Origin of the sequence: Aureimonas fodinaquatilis (assembly GCF_008369445.1) — a bacterium.
Taxonomy (GTDB): Bacteria; Pseudomonadota; Alphaproteobacteria; order Rhizobiales; family Rhizobiaceae; genus Aureimonas; species Aureimonas fodinaquatilis.
Genome location: NZ_VTWH01000003.1, coordinates 362,217 through 384,220, shown reverse-complemented (window position 1 = coordinate 384,220; position 22,004 = coordinate 362,217). Strand labels below are relative to the sequence as shown.

Sequence of the window (22,004 nt, the reverse complement as noted above, 5' to 3'; positions counted from 1 at the left end):
GAAGCTGTGCGGCATTTAGCGGCCGGCAAGATGTGGATCGAAGTAATCGCGCAGCGCATCTCCCAGAATGTTGAAGGCGATGACGGCGAAAACGATGGCAAGGCAGGGGAACAGCACAAGTTCAGGATTGCTGAACATGTTGGGCATGCCATCCGCCACCAGATTGCCCCAGCTTGGCCATGGCAGCGGTACGCCAAGTCCCAGAAAGCTCAGGGTTGCTTCTGCCCGCAACGCCGTGGCTGTCCACAATGCACCGCTGACAATGGCTGTGCCTACGACGTTTGGCAGAATGTGCTTGAACATGATCCAGACATCGCGCGCACCAGCCGCGCGTGACGCTTCGACAAAGCTGCGCTGCATGATGACAAGCGCCTCGGCTTTGGCCAGCCGGATAAACCGGGGCACAAAGGACAAAGCCAGCGCGATGACAACGTTGAACGAGCCAGGCCCAAGCGAAACCAGAACCAGAATGCCAATGACAATTGTTGGAAATGCAAGAAGCAGACTGGCAAGCTCCGACAGAAGCGCATCCAGGATGCCGCCATGATAGGCTGCAAGAATTCCCAGTGCCACGCCAAGCACAAGGCTGATGATGACCGAGCTCAAGGCAATGAAGATCGAGGCGCGGCTGGCATAGAGAATTCGAGACAGCATGTCACGGCCGTACTCATCCGCACCCAGCCAATGAGCTGCAGAAGGTGCAGCGAAGCGGGCAAGAATATTCTGATCTATCGGATCATAAGGGGCCAACATTGGCCCGAACACCGCAACAAGCAAAAGCAAGCCGCAGCCTATGATGCCCACCATGGCAAGCGGATTGCCCAGCGCAGCTCGCAGTGCACTGGCAGTTCCACGAGTTTCAACCGGGGGCGCAACAGGAACATCAACCATGGCGACCCTCACATGCTCAGTTTGATACGAGGGTCTATCCAGACATACAGCAGATCGACCACAAAGTTCACGATAAGCGCTACAATCACGTAGACCAGAAGCACCGATTGCAGCAGCGTGTAGTCCCGCTGGGTGATGCCACCCAAAATCAGCCGACCGAAGCCGGGGCGGGAAAAAACAATTTCAATGGCAATGGAATCGCCAATCATGATGACTGTGTAGAGCCCCAGAAAGGTGACGATTGGCACCAGCGCGTTTCGCAGCACATGGCGGTAAAACACGGTGTTTTCCGAGAGTCCCTTGGCACGAGCCGTGCGGACAAAGTCCTCACTCATGAGATCCAGCACCGAGGCGCGAGTCAGCCGGGTCATATAGGCGGCCATTCCCAAACCTCCGGCAAGCGCCGGCAAAGTCCCATAATAGAGAAGGCTCCAGAAATCGTGGGCATCACCGCCCCCAACCAGCGGAAACCAGCCCAGCCAGACTGCGAACGGTATCATCAGAAGAATGCCGACAATAAAGCCTGGAATGACAAGACCGGTCAGAGACAAGGTCCTGGCAATCATGTCGATCATGGAATTGCGCCGTTTGGCAGCGGAAATACCAAGCGGAATGCCAATGCCGGAACCAATTACCAAAGCACCGATCACCACAACTGCAGTAAAGGGGGCAACCTGCCAGAGCAGTTCTGACACTGGTTTGCCAATAGCCATGGAAAGACCAAGGTCGCCCCGCAAGAGATCGCCCATAAACGAGAGATACTGCGAAATGACCGGCTGATCGAGGCCAAGCTGTCGCCGAATTAGCTCTGCGCCTTCGGCACTCATCTGCTGGCCCATCATGGCATCTGCCGCATCACCCGGGATGGTGCGCAGCGCAAAGAATATTGCGCTGACAGCCACCCACATGGTGATGAGCGCCCGCAATAGCCGACGGAAGAAAAATGAGAATCCACCTTGCATGGCTCAGCGCTTCAACCTTGGACGTCGGCAAGGTGTGAGTAGCGGTATTCAAGCGCCAGCGAGGATTTGAGATCGTAGCCCAGCGAAACTCGCTGGTTGCGCACCAGTGGCTGGCCAGTAAACACCGTTGGCACCAGCACGGCCTGTTCCGCAATATACAATTGCGCATCCTTCAGCAGTTCAGCACGCTCGTCCAGATCAGGGCTGTTGGAAATCTTGTTTAGCAACTCATCCAGTTCCGGGCTGGAAATCCCGGAAAAGTTGCGGGTAGCGCCAGTTTTGAAGGCTCGCTGCAATAATATCTCGGCGTTAGGGTAGGTAATGTCACCAAACAGGATCAGCGGGTTCGTATGCTGCACTATCTGGCTATGGTAAAAAGCGTGATCCACGCGGTTCAACTCAAGGTCAATTCCAACCCGCTTCAACTGATCCTGCATCAGCACCATCATCTGGCGGTAGTCATCGCGCTCGCTGATCACCATTGAAAGCTTGAGGCCATCGCCATGGCCGGCTTCAGCCAACAATTGTCTGCCCGCCTCCGGATCATAGCGGCGCCGCAATTCTTCCGGAAAGTCTTCTGCCGAAAGTGCACCGAAATAGGCCGGACCAACCATTGCAACCGAGGGCGTGGCGACATCCCCCAGAAGCGCCTGGAACTCATCGCCGTTAATGGCAAGACTGATTGCCCGGCGCACGCGTATATCATCCAGCGGAGCCTGCCGCGTGTTGATGTGGAGCCACCAGTTGATTTCCGGGCCTTTGCTGTCAATCAGAAAGCCCTGTTGCCCGAGACGAGCCAGAACCTGGCCGTCCAACGCGGCGCGCATGCTGTCGATTTCACCCGTGCGCATGGCAAGTTCACGTGCCGAGGAGCTGGGCATGAACCGGACGACCACCTCATCCAGCTTGGGCGTACCACCCCAGTAGTCATCATGGCGCACCATGACGATGCGGTCTTTGGGAACATATTCTTTAAACGCGAAAGGTCCGGTGCCTATAGGGTTCAGGCGCATCTCAGCCGCGCCACGCGCGTCAAAGGCTTTTTTGGAAAGCATCAGCCCCACGGATTCCGTGTCGCTTGCCAGATTTGCCAGAAAAAACGGATCCGCCGATTTCAGACTGATCACCACACCATACGGGCCATCAACCTCTACGGATTCCACGTTGTCATAGGCGGAAGCCCAAGGCGAAACATCCTTGTCACTATATCGATCCAGTGTGAACTTCACATCTTCCGAGGTGAATTCACCAAATTCGCCATGCCACTTAACTCCTTCACGGAGCTTGAAAGTATAAACATGGCCATCATCGGACACGGTCCAGCTTTCAGCCAGTGCAGGCACAAATTCGGTTGAAACCGTGCCGGGCGGATAGGCAACCAGCCCCTCCATGATAACCGGGTTGATAGGCGCTTCGGCCGACACCCATGCAAGTGTCGGATCAAGGGAGTTAATGTCACCGGCCGATACTGCGTGCGTAACCCGCTTTACGCCCTGCGCCTGCGCCTCTGAGATCAGGATTTTCAACTCACTGGATGCCCACGCAGCAATTCCCAGGATGCTTGCCCCAATGGCAAACTGACGACGCGTCACATTCGGCATGTCATTCCCCTTCCGTTTACCGCCAGCGATCCCGGCCCCCAAAAACGCTAACACGCTTGTGTAATTTTACAACGCAAAAATTACATTTTGTGCACGGCAATAATTTGGGCATATACAAAAACATATATTATTTCAGTATTTTACGTATTTAATTATGGTGTAAAATTACTAAATTCTTGAGCTTTTTGCCGTCCGTAAACGTATGGAATGATTGACCAACAGCATGTCCGCCAGCTAATACAGGCCAAAGAAAAAGCATGTCGCGGAGAATGAATGAGAGTCCCTGTCAGCATTTTGGATCGCATTCGCGATGGGCTGCGGTCTTTCAGCAAAGCCGAGCACCGCGTAGCTGAGGTCATCCTCCGCGACTCGGATACCGTGTCAAGGCTTGCTATCAAAGACCTGGCCGCGGCAGCCCAGACCAGCGAGCCAACTGTAATGCGCTTTGTACGTCGTCTGGGTTGCGACGGATTTCCCGATTTCAAGCGGCGGCTTTCGCAGGATGTGGCAATTGCCAGCATGTTTGTTTTTTCAGACGATGACGCGCCGCCGCAAAAGCCCGATGACGTTGCCTTCAAGGTTTACGACACCGCCGCACAAGCGTTGGCCTATGCCTATGCACAACGAGATTCCGCTGCGCTGGAAAAGGCCGCCAACGCCATTGACACCGCGGAACGAGTTTTTTGCATGGGGGTGGGCGGCAGCTCGGCCAATCTTGCTGCCGAGGCAGAAAACCGCCTGTTCCGCTATGATGTTCATGTCAGCACGATTGTGGACCCTTATCGCCAGAGAATGGCGGCAGGGCTGTGCACGGCGAAGGATGTGCTCGTAATTTTTTCCGTTACCGGGCGCCCGGCTTCATTGGTTGACAGTGCAGAGGCTGCGCGCGCCAACGGCGCAACGGTCATTACAATAACCCGTCCGCAATCTGACCTCGCGGCAATGTGCACAGTTTTACTTCCACTGGATATTCCAGATCATGAACGGCACGTTCAAATTCCACATCGCAGCCGTTACGGTCAGCTTTTCGTGCTGGATTGTCTTACAACAATGGTGGCGACCAGGAGACTGGAAAAGTCGGCACCCAAGCTGCGCCGCCTCCGGGCAATGCTGATTGCGCACCACGGCCCGACAAGCCAGCAGCCAATTGGCGACTGAGTATATAACGCAAAACGGCGGAGCTGAGCCCCGCCGCCGAAGGTTATGGACAAAAAGCCAGGTCAGGCCTTAGCTGCCGCCTTCCAGGCTGACATCTTCGAAGAAATAGTCCTGAACATTCTGCGGATCGGTTTTCAGACGACCGATCTGGTGCATGAACTGCGCGATCTTCAATGTCTGACGCGGTGTGGTGGTAATGGCCACACGAGGGTCGTCCAGCATCGCCTGAATATCTTCCACCGATTCCTGGCTGTTGGAAACGCGCTTGAAGGTCTCGGCTGCCGCGCGCTTGTCCGCATTGATGATCCCTGCCGCTTCGTTCAGCGCGCCAACAAAGGCTTTGTAAGCATTGGGGTTGGCGTCCCGGAACTGGCTTGTTGTAAAGGCAGCCACGTTGGTTGCCGGACCGCCAAGAATGTCATAGCTGCTGGTTACTGTGTGAACACCGTCAGCCTTTGCCTGTGCAAACTGAAACGGCAAAGCCGAGAAATGCGCCGTTATTACTCCGCCGCCAGACAGAAGCATGGATGTTGCTTCCGGATGCGGCAACGATACGGTCAACGGATCAAGCTGCTCATAATTCTCATCACCAAATTCCGCGGCAGCGGCCATTTGCAGCAGCAGAGCCTGATTTGAAACCTTGATCGTAGTCACTGCAATCTTGTCGTTTTCCTTGAAATCGGCAATCGACTTGACGTCCGGGTTGGTTGTCATCAGGTCCATTGGCATTTCAATAACTGCGCCAATGCCCCGCACCTCCCGCCGGGTTCCCTTTGTCCTGTCCCAAAGCGTCAGCAGTGAGGGCATGCCAGCGGATCCGAAGTCCAGATCGCCCGAAACAATTGCCTCATTCATTGCACCCGGGCCACCCAGTTGCACCCACTCAACCGTCACCGGAGAGCCAAGTGCTTCCGAGTGTTTTTCCACCAGTTTCTGATCTTCCATGATGATCAGCGGCAGGCTGCTGAGCCCATATTGCTGAGCAGCGCGGATTGTGCTGACTTCCGCACTCGCACCATGTGTCATCAGACCCAGCGCAGTTGCCGCCATCAAAATGGCGCGTCGATTCAGTTTCATAAAAATCTCCTCCCTTGCAGTCGTTTTCGTAATATTGCTGATTATTTTTGCATGCCCCAGCGCTGCACCGTCCGCGCCTCGATGAAGCGGAAGATGACGGACTCGACAAACAGGCCAATGAGAATAACGGTGAACAGCCCGGCAAAGACCTGCGAGGTCAAAAGCTCTGCGCGTGCCTCGAAAATATACCAGCCAAGGCCGCCGGAACGCGACGAAGCACCAAAAACCAGCTCCGCGGCGATCAATGTTCTCCAGGCGAAAGCCCAGCCAATTTTCAATCCTGTCAGAATAGCTGGAAAGGCTGCTGGCATGAGTATGTAAACCACGTAACGCACGCCATTCAGGCCGTAGTTGCGACCGGTCATACGTAGTGTTTCAGATACCGAGCGGAACCCGGAATTGGCGTTCAGCGAAACAGCCCACAGAACGGAGTGCACGATAACAAAGACCAGAGACGGCACACCGAGGCCGAACCAGATCAATGCCAGCGGCAAAAGAGCAATGGCAGGCAGTGGGTTGAACATAGCGGTCAGCGTGGACAGAAGGTCGGTTCCAATCCGGCTGGAAACCGCCAGAGTGGTAATGACAACAGCCAGCACCAGGCCGATGCCGTAGCCGATCAACAGAACCCGCAGCGACGTGACTGTGCGCGGAATCAAAACGCCGCCAATCAAGTCCTCCCAGAAGGTGCGGACCGTTTCGGTAAAGGTCGGGAACAAAAGTGGATTGTCCAGCCAGATGGCGTAAAGCTGCCATATAACGGCCAGCCCGACGAGAACCAGGACCCGCCGAAACACCGTGTTGTTCATCAGCCGTTCGGTCAGCGGCAGCGGCCGCGCAACATCGCCGATGCCACCGGCATCCGAGGCTTCAATTTCTATTTCCGGGCGGATGACAAGCCGGCCCTGCGGCGATGATGTCGCGCTCAATGGCCCGCTCCTGCCAGATTTGTCTCGTCTTCAAACAAGAAACCGTTGATTTTCTTCGACAATGCGCCAAACGCCGGGTCATCGCTGTTGGCATGGCTGAACTCATGCGCATTCAGCTCTGCACGCACCTGGCCGGGATGGGGTGAAAGAATGAGGATGCGTGAGCCAATGACGATGGCTTCCTCGATCGAATGGGTGACGAACAGAAGCGTGAACCCTATCTGATCCCAAAGCTCCAGAACCTCGTTTTGCATTTTGCGACGCGTCAAAGCGTCCAGCGCGGCAAATGGCTCATCCATCAGAAGAATGTCTGGCTCCATTGCCAGCGCACGGGCAATGGCAACGCGCATCTTCATGCCGCCTGACAGCATGTGCGGGTAAACATTCATGAATTTTCCGAGATTGACCTTATCGAGCGCTGAGCGTGCCCGATCGACCGATTCCGCCCTCGAATACTTACCGGTCACCCGCATGGGAAACAGAACATTCTGTAGCACCGTTTTCCAGGGCATGAGCTGCTCAAATTCCTGAAAAACCATCATCCGGTCAGAACCCGGACCGACAATTTCCTTGCCGCGGATTTTCATTGAGCCCTGCACTGGCGGGTGAAACCCGCCAACCGACTTGAGAAGCGTGGATTTGCCACAGCCCGACGGGCCCAGAATAACATAGCGGTCGGATTCATAGACATCGAACCCTACCCGATAAGTGGCCGTAACCAGATGTTCCGGCGTCTTGTACTGGATGGTGGCATTTTCAACCTGCAATAAAGGCTGCACTGCTGCTGCGCCATTGGCAGGTGCCGAGAAGCTTCTGGAAGGCACGGCGTTCATTGTTTCACCATGCACGACTGAATGCCTCCATCTGAAAGTAACTCCACGTTTCCCTCCCGTACCACTAGACAAACTCAAGGTGGTAGAGCTATAGACCTATCATACCAGTCGGTCAACCAATTGGCCGATGCATTTTGTGGCAGGTTCGGGAGAGCAGTTATGGGACTGGAAGTCGGCGGACAGGTTTTGGTGACGGAAGCGGAACTGACCGGGTTCTGCACCACCGTGCTGGAAAAACTGAAAGTGCCGCCACATGAAGCGGGCCGTATTGCCAGAAACCTGATTGAAGCGGACCTGCGCGGTGTGGGATCACACGGGGTTGTTCGTTTTCCCATCTATGTGCAGCGCATTGAGGATGGCGGCAGCAACCCCGCGCCGCAAGTTTCGCTTGCAAGGGAAACGCGCACGACTGCCGTTATGGATGGCGACAACGGCATGGGCCAGATTGTTGGCGAATATGCCATGGAACTGGCAATCGAAAAGGCACGTGACGGGGATTGCGCCTTTGTGTCCGTCAGAAACAGCAACCACTATGGCGCAGCGGCGTACTATGTCGAAATGGCAGCACGCCATGACATGATCGGTCTTTCCTTCACCATTGGCGGCATAAACCATATGACACCGTGGGGTGGCGCAGAGGCGATGCTTGGCAACAACCCGTTTGCGATTGCTTTTCCAACCGATCGGGATTTTCCGGTAGTTCTGGACATGGCGTGCAGCGTTGCCGCACGTGGCAAAATCATTGTGGCTGCCAAGGATGGCACGCCCATTCCGGGAGACTGGGCAAGCGACGCAAACGGCGTTCCCACAACGGACGCGGTCGAAGCGCTGAAAGGCTTTGTGCTGCCGATTGCAGGGCCCAAGGGCTATGCATTGACAATGACTGTCGGGCTTTTGAGCTCCATGCTGTCCGGGGCCGCTTTCGGCAGCGAGGTCACCCACATGTATGAACAGACGACAACACCGCAGAATGTCGGTCATTTGTTCGGAGTGCTGCCCATTTCCTCGTTTGAAGATGTTGATATATTCAAACAACGGATGGGCAAGGCAATTGAAGAAATGCACGGAGCGAGACGCGCTACCGGCGTTGACAGGATTTACGTGCCCGGAGAAAGAGAACACCTATCGTTACTTAGCCGACGCTCTTCCGGAATTCCCCTGAGCATGGCGGTCTTTGCCGAGCTCAAGGAGGTTGCGGAACGCTATCAGGTCAATCTGGAAGGCGCAGGCTACAAAGAGATTGCAGCTCAATAATATGACCGCACATCCAGTAGAGCCGATCCGTCGCAAAAAACTGTATGAGGAAATCGTCGAGCGTCTGGAACACCAGATGTTCAGCGGCGAGTTGCAACCTGGCAGCCTGCTGCCTTCCGAGCGCGAATTGATGGAGCGCTTTCAGGTTGGCCGGACGTCGGTGCGGGAGGCTCTGTTCGCGCTTCAGAGAATGGGTCTTATTGCCATTCGCAATGGTGAGCGCGCTTATGTGACGCGGCCATCCGCCATACGCCTTGTCAGCGAGCTTTCAGGCGCAGCGCGCCACATGCTGGCCGATGATGGTGGAGAAAAAGAATTCCAGGACGCCCGTATATTGCTGGAATCCGCCCTTGCCCGTGATGCCGCCCGCAATGCGAGCGCGGAAGACATCGCCATGCTGAAGCAGGCGCTTGAACAGAATGAAAGCGCCATCGGTGACCTTCCGCGTTTTGCAAACACCGATGTGGAGTTTCACCGCGCATTGGTCCGAACGAGCCGGAATTCGATATTCGAGGCGCTGCATGAGGCAGTTGCCGACTGGCTTTCTTCGCAGAGACTGACGTCGCTGAAAGCCGAAGGGTCAATGGCAGACGCATTCACCGCGCATGGGCGAATTTATGACGCCATTGCAAGCCGCGACCCCGACGAAGCCGAAAAGCAAATGGCAGCGCATTTGAAATCCGTTGCCCGATATTACTGGAATGCTAGGACAGGTGAGCAATGAGCCTTTACACAATACTGGTGGAGTTTGACATCAAGCCAGGGCACGAACACGAGTTCGCACAGCTTGTTACTGAAAATGCCCAAAAGTCGGTCGAGGTTGAACCGGGATGTCATCAGTTTGACGTCTGGACGTGCAGCCAGAATCCGCAGACATTCGTACTTTATGAGATCTACGAAAACGAAGCGGCTTTCAGGGACCACATGTCGGTCGAGCACTTCAAACTGTTTGATGCCGCAATAGGAGATATGGTTGCGGACAAGCGCGTCAGGCGCCTGCTGCCAACGGCTGATGCAGCGGCCTGACCCTCTGCCTTAGCCGGTAAAGCAACTGCCGATAGGTATGTCACCCGCCTGTCACACAACCTCTATATGTGCCAAACCAGTTCTTATGATTTGGCACATAAATGTTTTCAGCACCCCCGGCCATTGAGGCTCACAAGCTTTCACTTGCCTATTCCGGCAACACGGTCCTGCATGAAGTTGATGTAAGGCTGCATAAGGGCAAGGTGCTGGCGCTGCTCGGCCCATCCGGCTGCGGGAAAACCACCTTGCTGCGGTTGATTGCCGGGCTCATTGCCCCGACAAAGGGCCGGATTGAACTGGGCGGCAAGGTGGCCGCCGATGCCGCAACTGGCCAATTTATGCCGCCAGAGGCGCGCGGCCTTGGCATGGTGTTTCAGGACTACGCGTTGTGGCCGCATATGAGTGTGGCTGCCAATGTTGCGTTTCCCCTTGAAATGCGTGGTGTGGGCAAGGCCGAGCGCCAGCGCCGTGTTGCCAAAGCTCTGGACATGGTTGGCCTTTCCAGCATGGGCTTGCGCCGTCCGTCCGACATGTCGGGTGGACAGCAGCAACGCGTTGCCATTGCGCGAGCCATTGTTGCAGAACCACCTCTTGTGCTGTTTGACGAGCCACTCTCCAACCTTGACCGCGAGTTGCGGGAATCCATGGTTGGTGAACTGGCATCACTGGTCGCCTCTTTGGGGCTGACGGCGGTTTACGTAACCCATGATCAGGCAGAAGCCTTTGCGCTGGCAGACGAAGTCGCCATTATGCATCAATGCAGGATCGAGCAGATTGCCCCGCCCGAAGAGCTGATTTCCGCACCATCGACAGCCACTGTTGCCGGATTTCTGCGTCTGGGCTGTGTGGCGCCGGTGCGGCGCTGTGCCGATGGCTGGCAGCTTGACGGCACATCTGTGCTTCTGGCTGCAAATGGCGACCATGAACCTGGCGATGCAGCTTTTGCAACTGTTCTACTGGCAGCAAAGGCCATGCGTATTGGCGCAAAGGAAGGTGCCGCGTTGAAAGGGCAGGTCCTGCGTTCGCAGTTTCGTGGCGACGGCCACGCGGTAACGCTTCGCCTGCATGGCACGGATCTCGACATTCAGGTGACAAGCCCGCAACGGCTGCATCCGGGTGAAACCATTGGACTGACCATCAATCATGAAGAACTGCGCTGGTTTCCCGGTGTAGCAGCTTAATTTCACGAGGAGCATGACATGCGTATTCTGCCTTCCCTTCTGACGTTGGGACTGAGCCTTCTTGCCACAACGGCAATGGCTGACATAACCGTGTACACCGCAGGTCCAGGCGGCTTGATCGACAAGCTGGCAAGCGGCTTCACTGAAGAAACCGGCATCAAGGTTGAAGTGTTTCAGGCCACCACCGGCAAGGTCATGGCGCGGGTGGAAGCGGAAGCGGCCAACCCGGTTGTTGATGTGCTGATTTCCGCGTCCTGGGACACGGCGACAGATTTCGCCAATCGCGGCTGGCTTGTGCCTTACGCCAGCCCGAATGCCGCCACTGTTCCGGATTTCCTCAAAACTGAAACTGCTGTGGCACAGGGCGTTTCCGCTCTGGCTATTGCATGGAACCCGACATCCAACACGCCAAAGCCTGCCGAATGGGCAGATCTGGCCAAGCCGGAATATAAGGATCTGGTCAACCTGCCGGACCCTGCACAGTCAGGCGCAACATTTGAGCTGATTGCCGCCCTGCAGGCAGAAACCGGCTGGGAAATGTTTGAAAACCTGTCGGCCAATGGAGCCATTGTTGCCGGTGCCAATGCTGAAGCACTGAACCCTGTGCTGCAGGGTGCGAAAGCCGCGGTGTTCGGTGCGGTTGACTATATTTCATTGAGTGGCAAGGCCAAGGGTGAAACCATCGAGGTTATTTTCCCGGAAAGCGGAACCGTTATTGCGCCCCGCCCCGCCATGATCCTTAACTGGTCAAAGCAACAGGACGAAGCAAAGCAGTTCATCGACTACATGCTTTCCGATGCCGGGCAGAAGATTGTTGCCGACGCCTATCTGATGCCGGCCCGTTCCGACATTGCTGCCAACCGGCCGTTGATCGCCGATCTGAAAATCCTGCCAATTGACGCTGAAGCCGTTTATGGAAAGCGCAGCGAAACCCTGGCTGAATTTTCAAAGGCTTTGGGCAAGTAAAAGCGATGACGGCGAAGGCAGCGGAAGATCGGAACACTCTGGGCTGGCTGGCGATCAGCGGACTTGTTGTGGTTGTGGCAGTTCCATTTGCCTTCATTGTGCTGCAAGCGGTTTTTCCGCAATTGGGGCGCGGCTCGCTCGCCGCACCTTTTTCCCACCTGTTTTCAACGCTGGCCGATCCTGCCCTTCTGCGCATGGCGGGCAACAGCTTGGGGCTGGGCATAGCCGTGGCGGCGCTTTCAGCGCTCATCGCCTTGCCACTCGCTGTTCTGCGCGCGTTTTTCCGCGTGCCGTTTGCGCTGTTCTGGGATGTGGTGCTGCTGGTGCCCTTCATGATTCCGCCCTACATCGCCACTCTGGGCTGGATCATGTCGCTGCAACCGCGCGGCTATATGGAACAGTTGCTTGGCCTGCATCTGGCTTCTTTTCTGTTCTCGGTACCCGGCGTCGTCTTCATCATGGCGATGAACGGCTTTCCGCTGATTTACTTTGCCATGTCACGCACACTGGAAACTGTTGGCGCGCGCTATGCTGATGTTGGAAGGCTTTTCGGAGCGAAACCTCTGCGCGCCTTTTTCCGCATCACGCTGCCGCTTTCCATTCCGGGCCTGACCGCCAGCCTGTTGCTGGTCTTCGCGCTGGCGATTGAGGAATATGGCACCCCCGCCGCCCTTGGCAGCCGGTTCGGTTTCCAGGTGCTGGTCACCGGAATTGATAATCGTATTTCAGACTGGCCGATCGATCTGCCGGGCGCGGCCGTCATGTCTCTTCTGCTTGTGCTGATGTCGCTGGGTGCATTCATGTTGCAAAGGCGCATAGTGGCACGCGGCAATTACCAGACATTGGGCGGCAAACCCCAGGCACAGGCAAAAAAACCATTGGGCGTGTGGGCGGTGCCGGTCACACTGCTGTTCACGTTCATCGCCTTTCTGGCCACTGGCCTGCCGATGCTGGCCATTCTGGCCACCGCACTGTCGCGCACCATTTCCGGCGGACTATCGCCAGACAATTTGTCGTTGAACAACTTCGCCGCCATTCTGGACGACAGCGGTGGAGCGTTGCGCGCCTTGACCAATTCGCTGACGCTGGGCGTTGCCACTGCGCTGATTGCAGGGCTTCTGGGTGCAGTTTCCGCCTATGTGGTTGTGCGGTCGCGCTTCGGCGGGCGTGGTTTTCTGGATATTCTGTCAGCCCTGCCCAATGCCCTGCCCGGTGTCGTCGTCGCTGTCGGGCTGATCCTGGCGTGGAACCAGCCATTTTTGCCAATCACGCCCTACAATACGGCATTGATTTTGCTTTTGGCCTATGTGTGCATCCTGCTGCCGCAGCCGGTGCGGCACGCTACGGCGGCCTTTCAGCAGATTGGCGACAATCTGGATGCGGCGGCGCGGGTGTGCGGAGCAACACCGATTACGGTGTTTCGCCGTATCATGCTGCCTTTGATACTGCCCAGTCTGGCAACATCAATGCTTCTGGTGTTTGCCATAGCCTCGCGCGAGCTGGTGGCGTCACTGCTGGTGGCACCGGTGGGCATGATGACCACGGCCAGCTTTATCTGGCGGCAGTTTGAACAGGGCTCCGTGGGCATTGGCATGGCAATGGCGTTCATCACCATTCTTCTGACAACCATGCTGCCGCTGCTGCTTATGTCTGTTTTGCGACGAATGAGCGCGAATTAGTAAAGCGCTGCAAGCAAAAAATGTGTAACGGTTTTACGTCCGCCAATATCAATCAATAATGCGCGCGTATTCAATCATGAGTTCCATTCTGGACGTTCTTCGTCGTGAAATGCCAAGCCTGACGCGCACCGAGCGAATGATTGCGCTTGAACTCATGCGATCCTACCCTTCTGCCGGGCTGGAAACTGTTGCCGAATTTGCCAGGCGCGCAGGCACCAGCAGCCCATCGATTCTGCGCTTTGTCGCCAAGCTGAAATTCCGCTCTTACGCCGATTTTCAATCGCAACTTCGCGCCGAAGTGTCTCAGGTGCTGCAATCTCCGTTAAGCCGCTCATCGGCGATGCGTGGAAAAGAAAGCGTGGCGGAAGACAGTTTTGGCGCAGCGGCCGTGGGCAATATCTCGCGGGCGGTGGAGTTGCTGGATGCGGTGGATATGGATGCCGTTGTCAGCCTTGTGGCGGATGAGCGTCGGCCACTGTTTTTGATTGGCGGCCGGTTCAGCAAGGCCAATGCCTTATGGACTTATCAGCTGCTGCGCGACATTCGCGGCAATATACGGCTGGTGGAGGAAGAGCCCGCCAATTACGCGCATTCGCTTCTGGCAATCAACCGCACGTCGGTGCTGATTGCTTTCGACTATCGCCGATATCAGGAAGACATTGTTGCCTATGCCGCAGCAGCCAGGCAACGACGCGCCACGCTGATTGCGGTAACAGATGAGTGGCTTTCACCCATTGCTGCCCAGGCCGCGCATGTGTTTACGACACCAGTGGCCGCCCCCTCACTGTTTGACTCGACAATCGGCAGCCTTGTGCAAATGGAGGCTCTGATAGCGCGCACCGCCGAGGCGCTCGGCCAGAAAGCCGCAACGCGTATTGCCGCGGTTGAAGTTGAGCGCGAACGCTTCTCCGGTGATGTGCCCGCGAAGGCCAAGCCAGCCAAACGCAAAATCTGAAGCGTTTCAGGCGATCTTATCGTTCACCTGAACCAGAACTCATTCAGGGGTGCAGCAACTCGCTGACCAGTTCTTCCGTGGTGGCCAGTCGACAATAGCCTTTAAAAGCGGCCAGCGCATTGTCATGACGCGCCTGCGTATCGGTGGTGCAGGCATCGACCGGGCAGATCATGCGAAAGCCCCTGTCGGCCCCGTCGCGCACCGTATGGTCCACGCATTGGTCGGTCAGAAAACCTGTGGTGATGATCGTGTCTATGCCGATATTGCGCATGGCATATTCAAACACCGTGGAGTTAAACAGGCTGGACGAGGTCTTGGGCAGAATGATTTCATCACCCTGCGGTGCAAGAGCCGCAATTACCCTGGCTTCAGCGCTGCCCCGTGCAAAGTTGAAGCCGGTTTCCTTGTAATCAATGCTGCGGTCACGCCCGTCCAGCGTCAGGCTTTCTATGACGGTAAATACAATCTCCGCTCCGCCTGCCCGGCCAGCATCCAGAAGCCGCGAGATGTTCGGGATGACAAGATCACGCGCACTCTGGTGGAAATGCGGCCTTGTCTGAGCGGCGGCGTCGTTGAAAATGCCGTCCTGGACGTCAATGATCAGTATGGCAGTGCGGTGCGGATCAATCGCCGCACCGCGTCGCGGAAATGGCTGCTCCATCACGCCCTCGTCTGTTGATAGACCGACAGCGCCTGTGTCAGGCAGTCGGCCAAACGGGCGGCCCATTCTTCTGCTTCTGCCGGCGTACCGATGTAATCCTGCCGGATCTCGAACTCCACATACGGCAGGCCACGGGCATGCGCGTGCATCGGAATAGAATAGTCATTTTCAAGGCTGACGGCATAAGGCTCGTTCAACCCGACATTCAGATCACCGGCAGCTTCAAGCGCGGCCTGCACCGGCAGGCTGAATGCACCATCATCCGCCCACATCAGGGCGACTTCCCACGGCCGCGCCTGCTCACGCGCGCGCAATTTCGGAGTGTAGCTGTGCACGGAAACCACGATGGGTGGGCGACCGGCAGCCGTTGCCCGCTCAATCGCAGCTTCAATAGCCGCATGATACGGCACGTGAATTTCGTCTCTGCGCATGCGCCGGTCTTCTTCCGACAGATCCTGATTGCGCGGCACCAATGTGCCATCAGAAATTGGCGGAATGGAATCGAGAGCATGATCCTGCCGGTTGGTGTCGATCACCAGCCGTGAATAGCGCTGAAACAGCAAGGGCGCGTTGAGCCGCCCGGCAAGCGACAGCGCCACCGGCAGTGCACCAATATCAATACCGATATGCCGGTTCAGCTCATCATGCGGCAGGCCAAGGCCATCCAGTTTTTGTGGAACGGCATTGCCTGCATGATCGCAGATCAACAAAAATGGCGACTGGCTGTCGGCATTGATCTCGCCATAGGGGAACGGGTCAAGTGGTCCCAGAAGCTGCGGAAAAACCGGGGCGTTCATATCAATAAACCTCCGCATAACGCTGACAGAGCGTTGCAAGATCAAGTCCTTCAAGCATGGCGGCCTCACCGCGCTTATGCATGATGTATGCGGCAAACAAGTCTGCCCCCATCCACTCCCGCATGTCGCCACAACCTTCCATGGCATCCAGCGCCAACGGCAGCGAGCGCGGCAATTCGCGAAAACCCTTGGCTTCGCGCTCGGCTTGCGAAAGGTCGGCCGGGCTTCCCGCCGTTACCTGAGGCGCGCCCAGCTTCTGACGAATGCCGGCCAGCCCGGCATAGACCAGAATACCCAGTTGCAGATAAGGATTGCCCGCCGCATCTGCTGCGCGAAATTCCAGATTGTAGCGTTTGGCAACATCCACTTCGCCATGCTCAGGCACGGGGCACACGCGCAAGGTCGCCTCACGGTCGCGCACGCCCAGATTTGTCCAGTATGCGGACCAGCTGTTGGGCTTCAGCCGCTCGTAGGAAATGACGGCCGGTGCCGTTATGGCCACCAGCTCCGGCGAATATTTCAAAATGCCTGCAGCAAAGGCCGCGGTCACGGCACTCATGCCATGCGGACCGCTGGCATCATAAGTTGCCGGTTTGCCATCCGCATCGCGGAAGGAAAAGTGAATGTGCACGCCATTGCCAACAATTCCCGGCGTAACCACCGGTGAAAAGCTGGCTCGACCACCGAAATGCTCGGCTACAGCGCGGGTAATTTCCTTCAGCTTGACCGCACGGTCAGCGGCGACCAGACCCTCGGCCGGGTCAATGGTGATTTCAAACTGCCGCGGACCAAATTCCGGCAGCAGCGTGTCCGGCTCCAGCCCATTGGCGCGAATGGCCGCCAGCAATGTTTCGAAGAACGCTTCCGAGCCACGGAATGAGCCGATAGAGTAAGCATCGGAAACGCGCTCTTTTGCACCTGTGTAGTGAAATTCATGTTCAAATGCTGCAGTCAACGACAATCCGGTTTCCTGCTTCAGCGCTTCCAGCGCGTGGCGCAGGAAACTGCGCGGGCAGCAAGCCCATGGGGTGCCATCCAGATTGCGCACATCACCCAGAATGAAATGCTCACGCACGCCATTGCCCAGTTCCAGCACAACATCGCCTTGCGGGTCGGGCACCAGCTCCAGATCGCCAACCGCGCCCCAAGGGGTTGCAGGAATGCGCCCGAAGCAGTTGATCATGATGTTGGTTGGGGTCCAGCCGACGCCGTGCGCCCGGCGCTTTTCCAACTCGCCGGCAGGGAAACCCTTGCCACGAATCTGGTTGGCAATATCGGCATAGGCAATGTTGATAAACGGCTCGCGTTCCAGCGGCATGTCGCATACGCTCCTTGGCGCAATTCATAAAGGCCTGGGCAATTGAAGCCGGGCGGAGCGCCAGCGCCCCGCCCGCTCAGATATTGCTTACTGTGTTTCTTCCGGACGCCAGATCGACAGCACCTCGAACTCACCATTCTGCACGGCAATGATCGAGATTGGCTTCGGCGGAACCATGGTTTCGCGGCTGTAGGAAATTTCGCCGGTGACGGCCTTGAACTCACTGGTTGCTGCCAGCGCTTCACGCACGGCGGCATGGTCCACACTGCCAGCCTTTTCCACGGCATTGGCAATCAGCCCAACGGCATCATAACCCAGCGGTGCAAAAGCGTTTTCTGGCGGAGTGCCGAATTCCTGTTCGTAACCGGTAATGAACTCGCCCACTTCCGGGCGGTCATCTGCCAGATAGGTGTGGGTGGAGAAATAGACGTCATTGGCAAGATCGGGACCGGGAACCTCGGCAACCAGTGGCGTGTCGAAACCATCACCGGACAGGATTGGCAGATCCAGACCGGCTTCGCGGATCTGACGAACAGTTACGCCCGCTTCGCTTGGAATGGCCGAGATGAACACGGCGTCCGGCTGCGGATCAAGTGCCTTCAGGCGCGCAATCTGACCGGAAAAGTCGGTATCGCCCATCATGAAGGAAACGTCTTCCACAATGGTTTTGCCGCGATCTTCATAACGCTGCTTGAAAAATGTCGACAAGGCTTTGGTGAAGTCCATCGAGTTGTCGGTCCAGACCATGACATTGTCGAGCTTCAACTCATCAATGGCATAATCAGCAATGGCGAATGACTGATCATCATCGCCAAAGGCAGTCATGAACATGTGGTCGCCAACCCATTCAGGCAGTTTCGGGTGGGTTGCGCCGGAAGTTACGAAGGGAATGCCCGCGCTCTGGAATGTTGGAGCTGCGGCCATGACAAAGGTTGTGTCGCCAAAGCCGATACCAGCAACAACATCTGCCGAAACCGCTTCCTGAGCAGCCGTTGCCGTGGCCTGCTGGTCGGTGCGGGTATCATAGGCAACAATTTCGACCTGACGGCCCAGCAGGCCGCCAGCATCATTGATTTCCTTGGCCTTCAACTTGGCACCGTTTAACGCCGGAGCGTCGATGGACGACATGCCACCCGTCAGGTTGTACAAAGCGGCAATGCGGATGGGTCCATCCTGCGCAGTACCCGTGGTCGGCAGCGTCAGAACCAGCGCGGCGGCCACGGCAGAAAGGGCAACTCCGGATAGGAAGTAACGTCTTTTCATTGCATGCTCCTTGGTCGTTTGGGTTTCAGGAAAGAGAAAGGCTCGCCGCTGCCGAAAAGCCCTTTGGGCCGCAGCAGCATGACGGCAATCAGAATCAGGGCGATGGTGATCTGGATCAGGCCGTAGGCACCCAGCTCGCGCTCAACGGGCCGCATGACCTCGCCGACAACGCTGAGCAGAATGGCCGCAACAGCCGCGCCAATCAGGCTGCCACTGCCGCCAATGACAACCATTGCCACCAGCATGAAGGCCAGCGGAATGCCGAAGGAGGCAGGCGTCAGGTTGGTGACCAGATGCGCCCAGAGCGCGCCGCCGACACCGGCGAAAAAGGCCCCAAGCGCAAAGGCCTTCAACCGATAGCGGGCTCGGTCCACCCCAATGGCGGCGGCGGCCAGTTCATTTTCGCGAATGGCCATCATGGCCCGTCCGGGCGAGGCGGATTTGAGCCGCCACATCAACGCCAGCGCAACCAGCGCCCAGCCGTAAATCCATGGCAGCGTTGAAAGACGCGGAATACCTGAAATGCCGATGGCACCCCGGGTCACGCCATCGGCATTGTTGATGACAACCCGCACGATAACAATCAAACCAATGGTTGCGACCGCAAGATAGTGCCCACGCAAGCGCAGCACCGGAAAGCCGGACACAACCGCCAGCAAAGCGGCAACCAGACCACCGGCCAGCGTCGCCAGCAGAAAAGGCGCCTGCATGTCGGCAATCCAGACCGGCAGATCCGGCATCATCATGGCCTTGCGCGCCACCGGAAAGGTCAGAATGGCTGCCGTGTAGCCGCCCGCCATCATGAATGCCGGATGGCCGAGCGAAAACAGACCGGTCAGCCCGTTGGAAAAACTGAGGCTGGTTGCCAACAGAATATTGATACCGGCAAAGCCGACCATGGTCTGTTGAAACGGTGTCAGGAAAGATCCGGCCATAAAGGCCGCTGTCATGACAACAATGGCCAGTGCCAGAAAGGCCACGCGCACTGCTGGTTGCCCGATCATGCGCGCTCCTCCGTATTATGCCCCATCAGGCCGGAAGGCATAACAAGCAGCACCAGAATCAAAAGACCAAAGACAAAGGCGTCACGGTACGCGCCGTATTCCTGTGGCAGCAGGCCCACCAGCAGAACCTCAAGCAGGCCCAGCAGAAACCCGCCAAGAACCGCGCCCGTCAAGCTGCCAACGCCGCCAATCACCGCCGCAACAAAAGCTTTGAGACCCGGAATGAAACCCATCAGCGGGTCTACCTGACCATAGCGCCCACCCCAAAGCAGGCCCGCCAGCCCGGCCAGTGCGCCACCCACGGCAAAGGCCGACATGATAACGCGGTTGACTGGAATGCCCATCAGGCGCGCAGCCGTCAGGTTTTCCGAAGTGGCCCGCATTGCAATGCCCATTCTGGTGAAACGCACAAACAGCGTCAGCCCGATCAGACTCAAGGCCGTGGCGGCAAAAATGCCCAGATCCAGCGCCGAAACCCGTGCTCCGGCCAGTTCAAATCCGGTGCGCCATTCAGCAGGCAAGCGCAGGGCGCGCGGCTGAGCCGATAGCAGCATGATGCCAATGTTCTGGATGAGGATTGCCACCGCAAGCGAGGTGATGAAACCATTGACCTGCGGTGCGCCCCGTTGCGGGCGAAAAACCGTAACCTCGATCATCGCCGCAATGGCCGCACCTGCCAGCAATGTTGCCAGCACTGTGACCCACAAAGGCAGCCCCAACGCCATCAGGCAGAAAACCGCAGTGAACGCACCGATCATGACCACATCGCCATGGGCAAAATTGATCAACCGGACGATCGAGTAGATCATCGAAAAGCCAACAGCGACCAGCGCATACATGGACCCGAGAACCAGACCATTGACGATCTGCTGTACGACATAGGAGCTCATAGCGCACCCCCGTCATCCATTCCCAGATAGGCGGCCCGCACCTTCGGGTCGTCGATCAAGGCCTGTCCGGTTCCTTGCAGCACAAGTTCGCCATGTTCGATAACATAGGCGCGGTCGGCTATCTCCAGCGCCATCATGGCATTTTGCTCCACCAGCAGCACCGTCACACCCTCGGTCCGGATCGCCTCAATCACATCAAAGATCCGCTCGATCATCTGCGGTGCCAGTCCCAGTGACGGTTCATCCAGCATCAGCAAGCGGGGACACGACATCAATGCCCGGCTGATTGCCAGCATCATTTGTTCACCGCCGGAAAGATTGCCCGCCCGCAAATGTGCCCGCTCTTTCAGAATGGGAAACAGCGTGTGCACCCGCTCAAGATCATCGCGCACCCCGGCAGGGTCGCGCCGCAGAAACGCGCCCATTGCCAGATTTTCGGCAATGGAGAGGCTGGAAAAAATCTGCCGGCCTTCCGGGCAATGTGCCAGCCCCCGCGTAACAATCGCCTCGCTGGAAAGACGCTGAATGGCCTGTCCGTCGAAACGAACTTCGCCGCTGCGCGGGCGCAGCAAACCGCTGATCGTCATCAGGGTGGAGGTTTTGCCTGCACCATTGGCACCGATCAGCGCAACAATTTCGCCCTTGCCCACGCTCAGCGATACATCACTCAGCACCTGGGATGCACCACGCCAGACATTCAAGCCCTGCAACTCAAGCATGGGCGCGCTCCCGCCTTGTGCCCAGATAGGCTGTAACAACAGCTTCATTGGCACGAATGTCCGCCGGTGCGCCTTCGGCAATCAGCTTGCCGCGGTCCAGCACCTGAATCCGCTGGCAAAGCCGCATCACCAGCCGCATGTCATGTTCAACCAGAATGATCGAGATTTTCAGCCGCTCATGCAGCCCGGCGATCATGTCCACCAATGCCGCGGTTTCACTTGGGTTCATGCCCGCGGCAGGCTCGTCCAGCAGCAACACTTTCGGCTCTGTTGCCAAAGCCCTTGCAATCTCCAGTTTGCGCTGGTGGCCATAAGGCAAGGAACCTGCCTTATGGTCGGCGATATCCGCCAGCCCCACCTCGGCAAGCTGTCGGGCGGCAATTTCGTGAATGTCATTCTCGGCGCGGGCAGCAGATGGCAAACCGGCCATGGTTGCCAACCAGCCCGGCCCGCGGCGCATGGCACACCCGGCGGCGGCATTTTCCAGCACGGAAAGCTCTGGAAACAGCCTGATGTTCTGAAATGTCCGCGCAATTCCGGCGCGTGCATACTCTTCAGGCTTTTTGCCGGTCAGTTGGACGCCTTCTGAAAGAACCTGGCCATCTGTTGGCTTCAGCACCCCGGTCAACAGGTTGAAGGCTGTGGTTTTGCCGGCACCATTAGGGCCGATCAGGCCCAGCAATTCCCCGGGACCAACCGTTACGCTGTAATCGGTAAGCGCCGTTACGCCGCCAAAGCGCCGGGTCAGGGAGCGACCTTCCAGCAAAGGAGTTGCACTTGGTTGCAAACAACCTCCAATTAAAAAAATCATTGATTCATTTCTGGATCAATGATTACAAA

22 protein-coding genes are annotated in these 22,004 nt (G+C 57.0%); 8 read left to right on the top strand and 14 right to left on the bottom strand.

Features of this window, described 5'->3' with window-relative positions:
- Window positions 1-15: 15 nt before the first annotated feature.
- Genes FPY71_RS13985 through FPY71_RS13975 form a run of 3 tightly spaced genes read right to left on the bottom strand, consistent with a single transcriptional unit; the run spans window position 16 to window position 3,454 of the window.
- Window positions 16-891, bottom strand: coding sequence for an ABC transporter permease (locus tag FPY71_RS13985; RefSeq protein ID WP_149300909.1), 876 nt, complete (start codon window positions 889-891; stop codon window positions 16-18).
- An 8-nt stretch (window positions 892-899) separates the two neighbouring features.
- On the bottom strand, window positions 900-1,853 hold the full coding sequence (locus tag FPY71_RS13980) for an ABC transporter permease (protein ID WP_149300908.1): 954 nt from the start codon (window positions 1,851-1,853) through the stop codon (window positions 900-902).
- Between the two features lie 11 nt (window positions 1,854-1,864).
- Window positions 1,865-3,454: an ABC transporter substrate-binding protein gene (locus tag FPY71_RS13975; RefSeq protein WP_149300907.1), complete on the bottom strand. Its 1,590-nt coding sequence runs from the start codon at window positions 3,452-3,454 to the stop codon at window positions 1,865-1,867.
- 273 nt (window positions 3,455-3,727) lie between these two features.
- On the opposite strand from FPY71_RS13975, the gene FPY71_RS13970 reads away from it, so the two are divergent.
- Window positions 3,728-4,612, top strand: a complete 885-nt coding sequence (locus tag FPY71_RS13970) for a MurR/RpiR family transcriptional regulator (RefSeq protein ID WP_149300906.1) — start codon at window positions 3,728-3,730, stop codon at window positions 4,610-4,612.
- A 69-nt stretch (window positions 4,613-4,681) separates the two neighbouring features.
- Here FPY71_RS13970 and FPY71_RS13965 read toward each other — a convergent pair whose 3' ends face one another.
- The 3 genes from FPY71_RS13965 to FPY71_RS13955 are packed head-to-tail and all read right to left on the bottom strand — an operon-like array spanning window position 4,682 to window position 7,451.
- Window positions 4,682-5,689, bottom strand: a complete 1,008-nt coding sequence (locus FPY71_RS13965) for an ABC transporter substrate-binding protein (RefSeq protein ID WP_246160549.1) — start codon at window positions 5,687-5,689, stop codon at window positions 4,682-4,684.
- A gap of 41 nt (window positions 5,690-5,730) precedes the next feature.
- Window positions 5,731-6,618 carry an ABC transporter permease gene (locus FPY71_RS13960; RefSeq protein WP_425457888.1) on the bottom strand — a complete coding sequence of 296 codons (888 nt, stop codon included), beginning with the start codon at window positions 6,616-6,618 and terminating at the stop codon, window positions 5,731-5,733.
- Window positions 6,615-7,451 (bottom strand): ABC transporter ATP-binding protein, encoded by an 837-nt coding sequence (locus tag FPY71_RS13955; protein ID WP_149301118.1) that lies wholly within the window; start codon window positions 7,449-7,451, stop codon window positions 6,615-6,617. The genes FPY71_RS13960 and FPY71_RS13955 overlap by 4 nt, the downstream gene beginning before the upstream one ends.
- A gap of 159 nt (window positions 7,452-7,610) precedes the next feature.
- Between FPY71_RS13955 and FPY71_RS13950 the strand changes: the two genes are divergently transcribed.
- The 7 genes from FPY71_RS13950 to FPY71_RS13920 all read left to right on the top strand — a co-directional run bounded on the left by FPY71_RS13950 (window position 7,611) and on the right by FPY71_RS13920 (window position 14,512).
- Entirely contained in the window at window positions 7,611-8,705 is a 1,095-nt protein-coding gene (locus FPY71_RS13950; RefSeq protein ID WP_149300905.1) for an Ldh family oxidoreductase, read from the top strand.
- A gap of 1 nt (window position 8,706) precedes the next feature.
- Window positions 8,707-9,429, top strand: coding sequence for a transcriptional regulator NanR (nanR, locus tag FPY71_RS13945; RefSeq protein ID WP_149300904.1), 723 nt, complete (start codon window positions 8,707-8,709; stop codon window positions 9,427-9,429).
- On the top strand, window positions 9,426-9,731 hold the full coding sequence (locus FPY71_RS13940; protein WP_149300903.1) for a putative quinol monooxygenase: 306 nt from the start codon (window positions 9,426-9,428) through the stop codon (window positions 9,729-9,731). The genes nanR and FPY71_RS13940 overlap by 4 nt, the downstream gene beginning before the upstream one ends.
- A 101-nt stretch (window positions 9,732-9,832) precedes the next feature.
- Entirely contained in the window at window positions 9,833-10,912 is a 1,080-nt protein-coding gene (locus FPY71_RS13935) for an ABC transporter ATP-binding protein (RefSeq protein WP_149300902.1), read from the top strand.
- 18 nt (window positions 10,913-10,930) lie between these two features.
- Window positions 10,931-11,878, top strand: coding sequence for an ABC transporter substrate-binding protein (locus FPY71_RS13930; RefSeq protein ID WP_149300901.1), 948 nt, complete (start codon window positions 10,931-10,933; stop codon window positions 11,876-11,878).
- A gap of 5 nt (window positions 11,879-11,883) precedes the next feature.
- Entirely contained in the window at window positions 11,884-13,557 is a 1,674-nt protein-coding gene (locus FPY71_RS13925) for an ABC transporter permease (RefSeq protein WP_149300900.1), read from the top strand.
- A 76-nt stretch (window positions 13,558-13,633) separates the two neighbouring features.
- Window positions 13,634-14,512 (top strand): MurR/RpiR family transcriptional regulator, encoded by an 879-nt coding sequence (locus FPY71_RS13920; RefSeq protein WP_188052351.1) that lies wholly within the window; start codon window positions 13,634-13,636, stop codon window positions 14,510-14,512.
- 43 nt (window positions 14,513-14,555) lie between these two features.
- Here the strand turns inward: FPY71_RS13920 and FPY71_RS13915 are convergent, their stop codons facing one another.
- From FPY71_RS13915 to FPY71_RS13880, 8 genes are all read right to left on the bottom strand, one after another.
- Window positions 14,556-15,173: a cysteine hydrolase family protein gene (locus FPY71_RS13915; protein WP_149300898.1), complete on the bottom strand. Its 618-nt coding sequence runs from the start codon at window positions 15,171-15,173 to the stop codon at window positions 14,556-14,558.
- The gene (locus tag FPY71_RS13910) at window positions 15,173-15,970 is read right to left on the bottom strand and encodes an N-formylglutamate amidohydrolase (RefSeq protein WP_188052350.1); all 798 of its coding nucleotides are present in this window, start codon (window positions 15,968-15,970) and stop codon (window positions 15,173-15,175) included. The genes FPY71_RS13915 and FPY71_RS13910 overlap by 1 nt, the downstream gene beginning before the upstream one ends.
- Before the next feature lies 1 nt (window position 15,971).
- Entirely contained in the window at window positions 15,972-17,288 is a 1,317-nt protein-coding gene (locus FPY71_RS13905; protein WP_149300896.1) for a type I glutamate--ammonia ligase, read from the bottom strand.
- Between the two features lie 87 nt (window positions 17,289-17,375).
- Window positions 17,376-18,551: an ABC transporter substrate-binding protein gene (locus tag FPY71_RS13900; protein WP_149300895.1), complete on the bottom strand. Its 1,176-nt coding sequence runs from the start codon at window positions 18,549-18,551 to the stop codon at window positions 17,376-17,378.
- On the bottom strand, window positions 18,548-19,555 hold the full coding sequence (locus FPY71_RS13895; protein WP_149300894.1) for a branched-chain amino acid ABC transporter permease: 1,008 nt from the start codon (window positions 19,553-19,555) through the stop codon (window positions 18,548-18,550). Before FPY71_RS13895 ends, FPY71_RS13900 begins: the two co-directional genes overlap by 4 nt.
- Window positions 19,552-20,445 carry a branched-chain amino acid ABC transporter permease gene (locus tag FPY71_RS13890; protein WP_149300893.1) on the bottom strand — a complete coding sequence of 298 codons (894 nt, stop codon included), beginning with the start codon at window positions 20,443-20,445 and terminating at the stop codon, window positions 19,552-19,554. Before FPY71_RS13890 ends, FPY71_RS13895 begins: the two co-directional genes overlap by 4 nt.
- Complete coding sequence (locus FPY71_RS13885) at window positions 20,442-21,164, bottom strand: ABC transporter ATP-binding protein (RefSeq protein WP_149300892.1); 723 nt, start codon at window positions 21,162-21,164, stop codon at window positions 20,442-20,444. Before FPY71_RS13885 ends, FPY71_RS13890 begins: the two co-directional genes overlap by 4 nt.
- Window positions 21,157-21,951: an ABC transporter ATP-binding protein gene (locus FPY71_RS13880; protein WP_246160547.1), complete on the bottom strand. Its 795-nt coding sequence runs from the start codon at window positions 21,949-21,951 to the stop codon at window positions 21,157-21,159. Before FPY71_RS13880 ends, FPY71_RS13885 begins: the two co-directional genes overlap by 8 nt.
- Window positions 21,952-22,004: the final 53 nt, after the last annotated feature.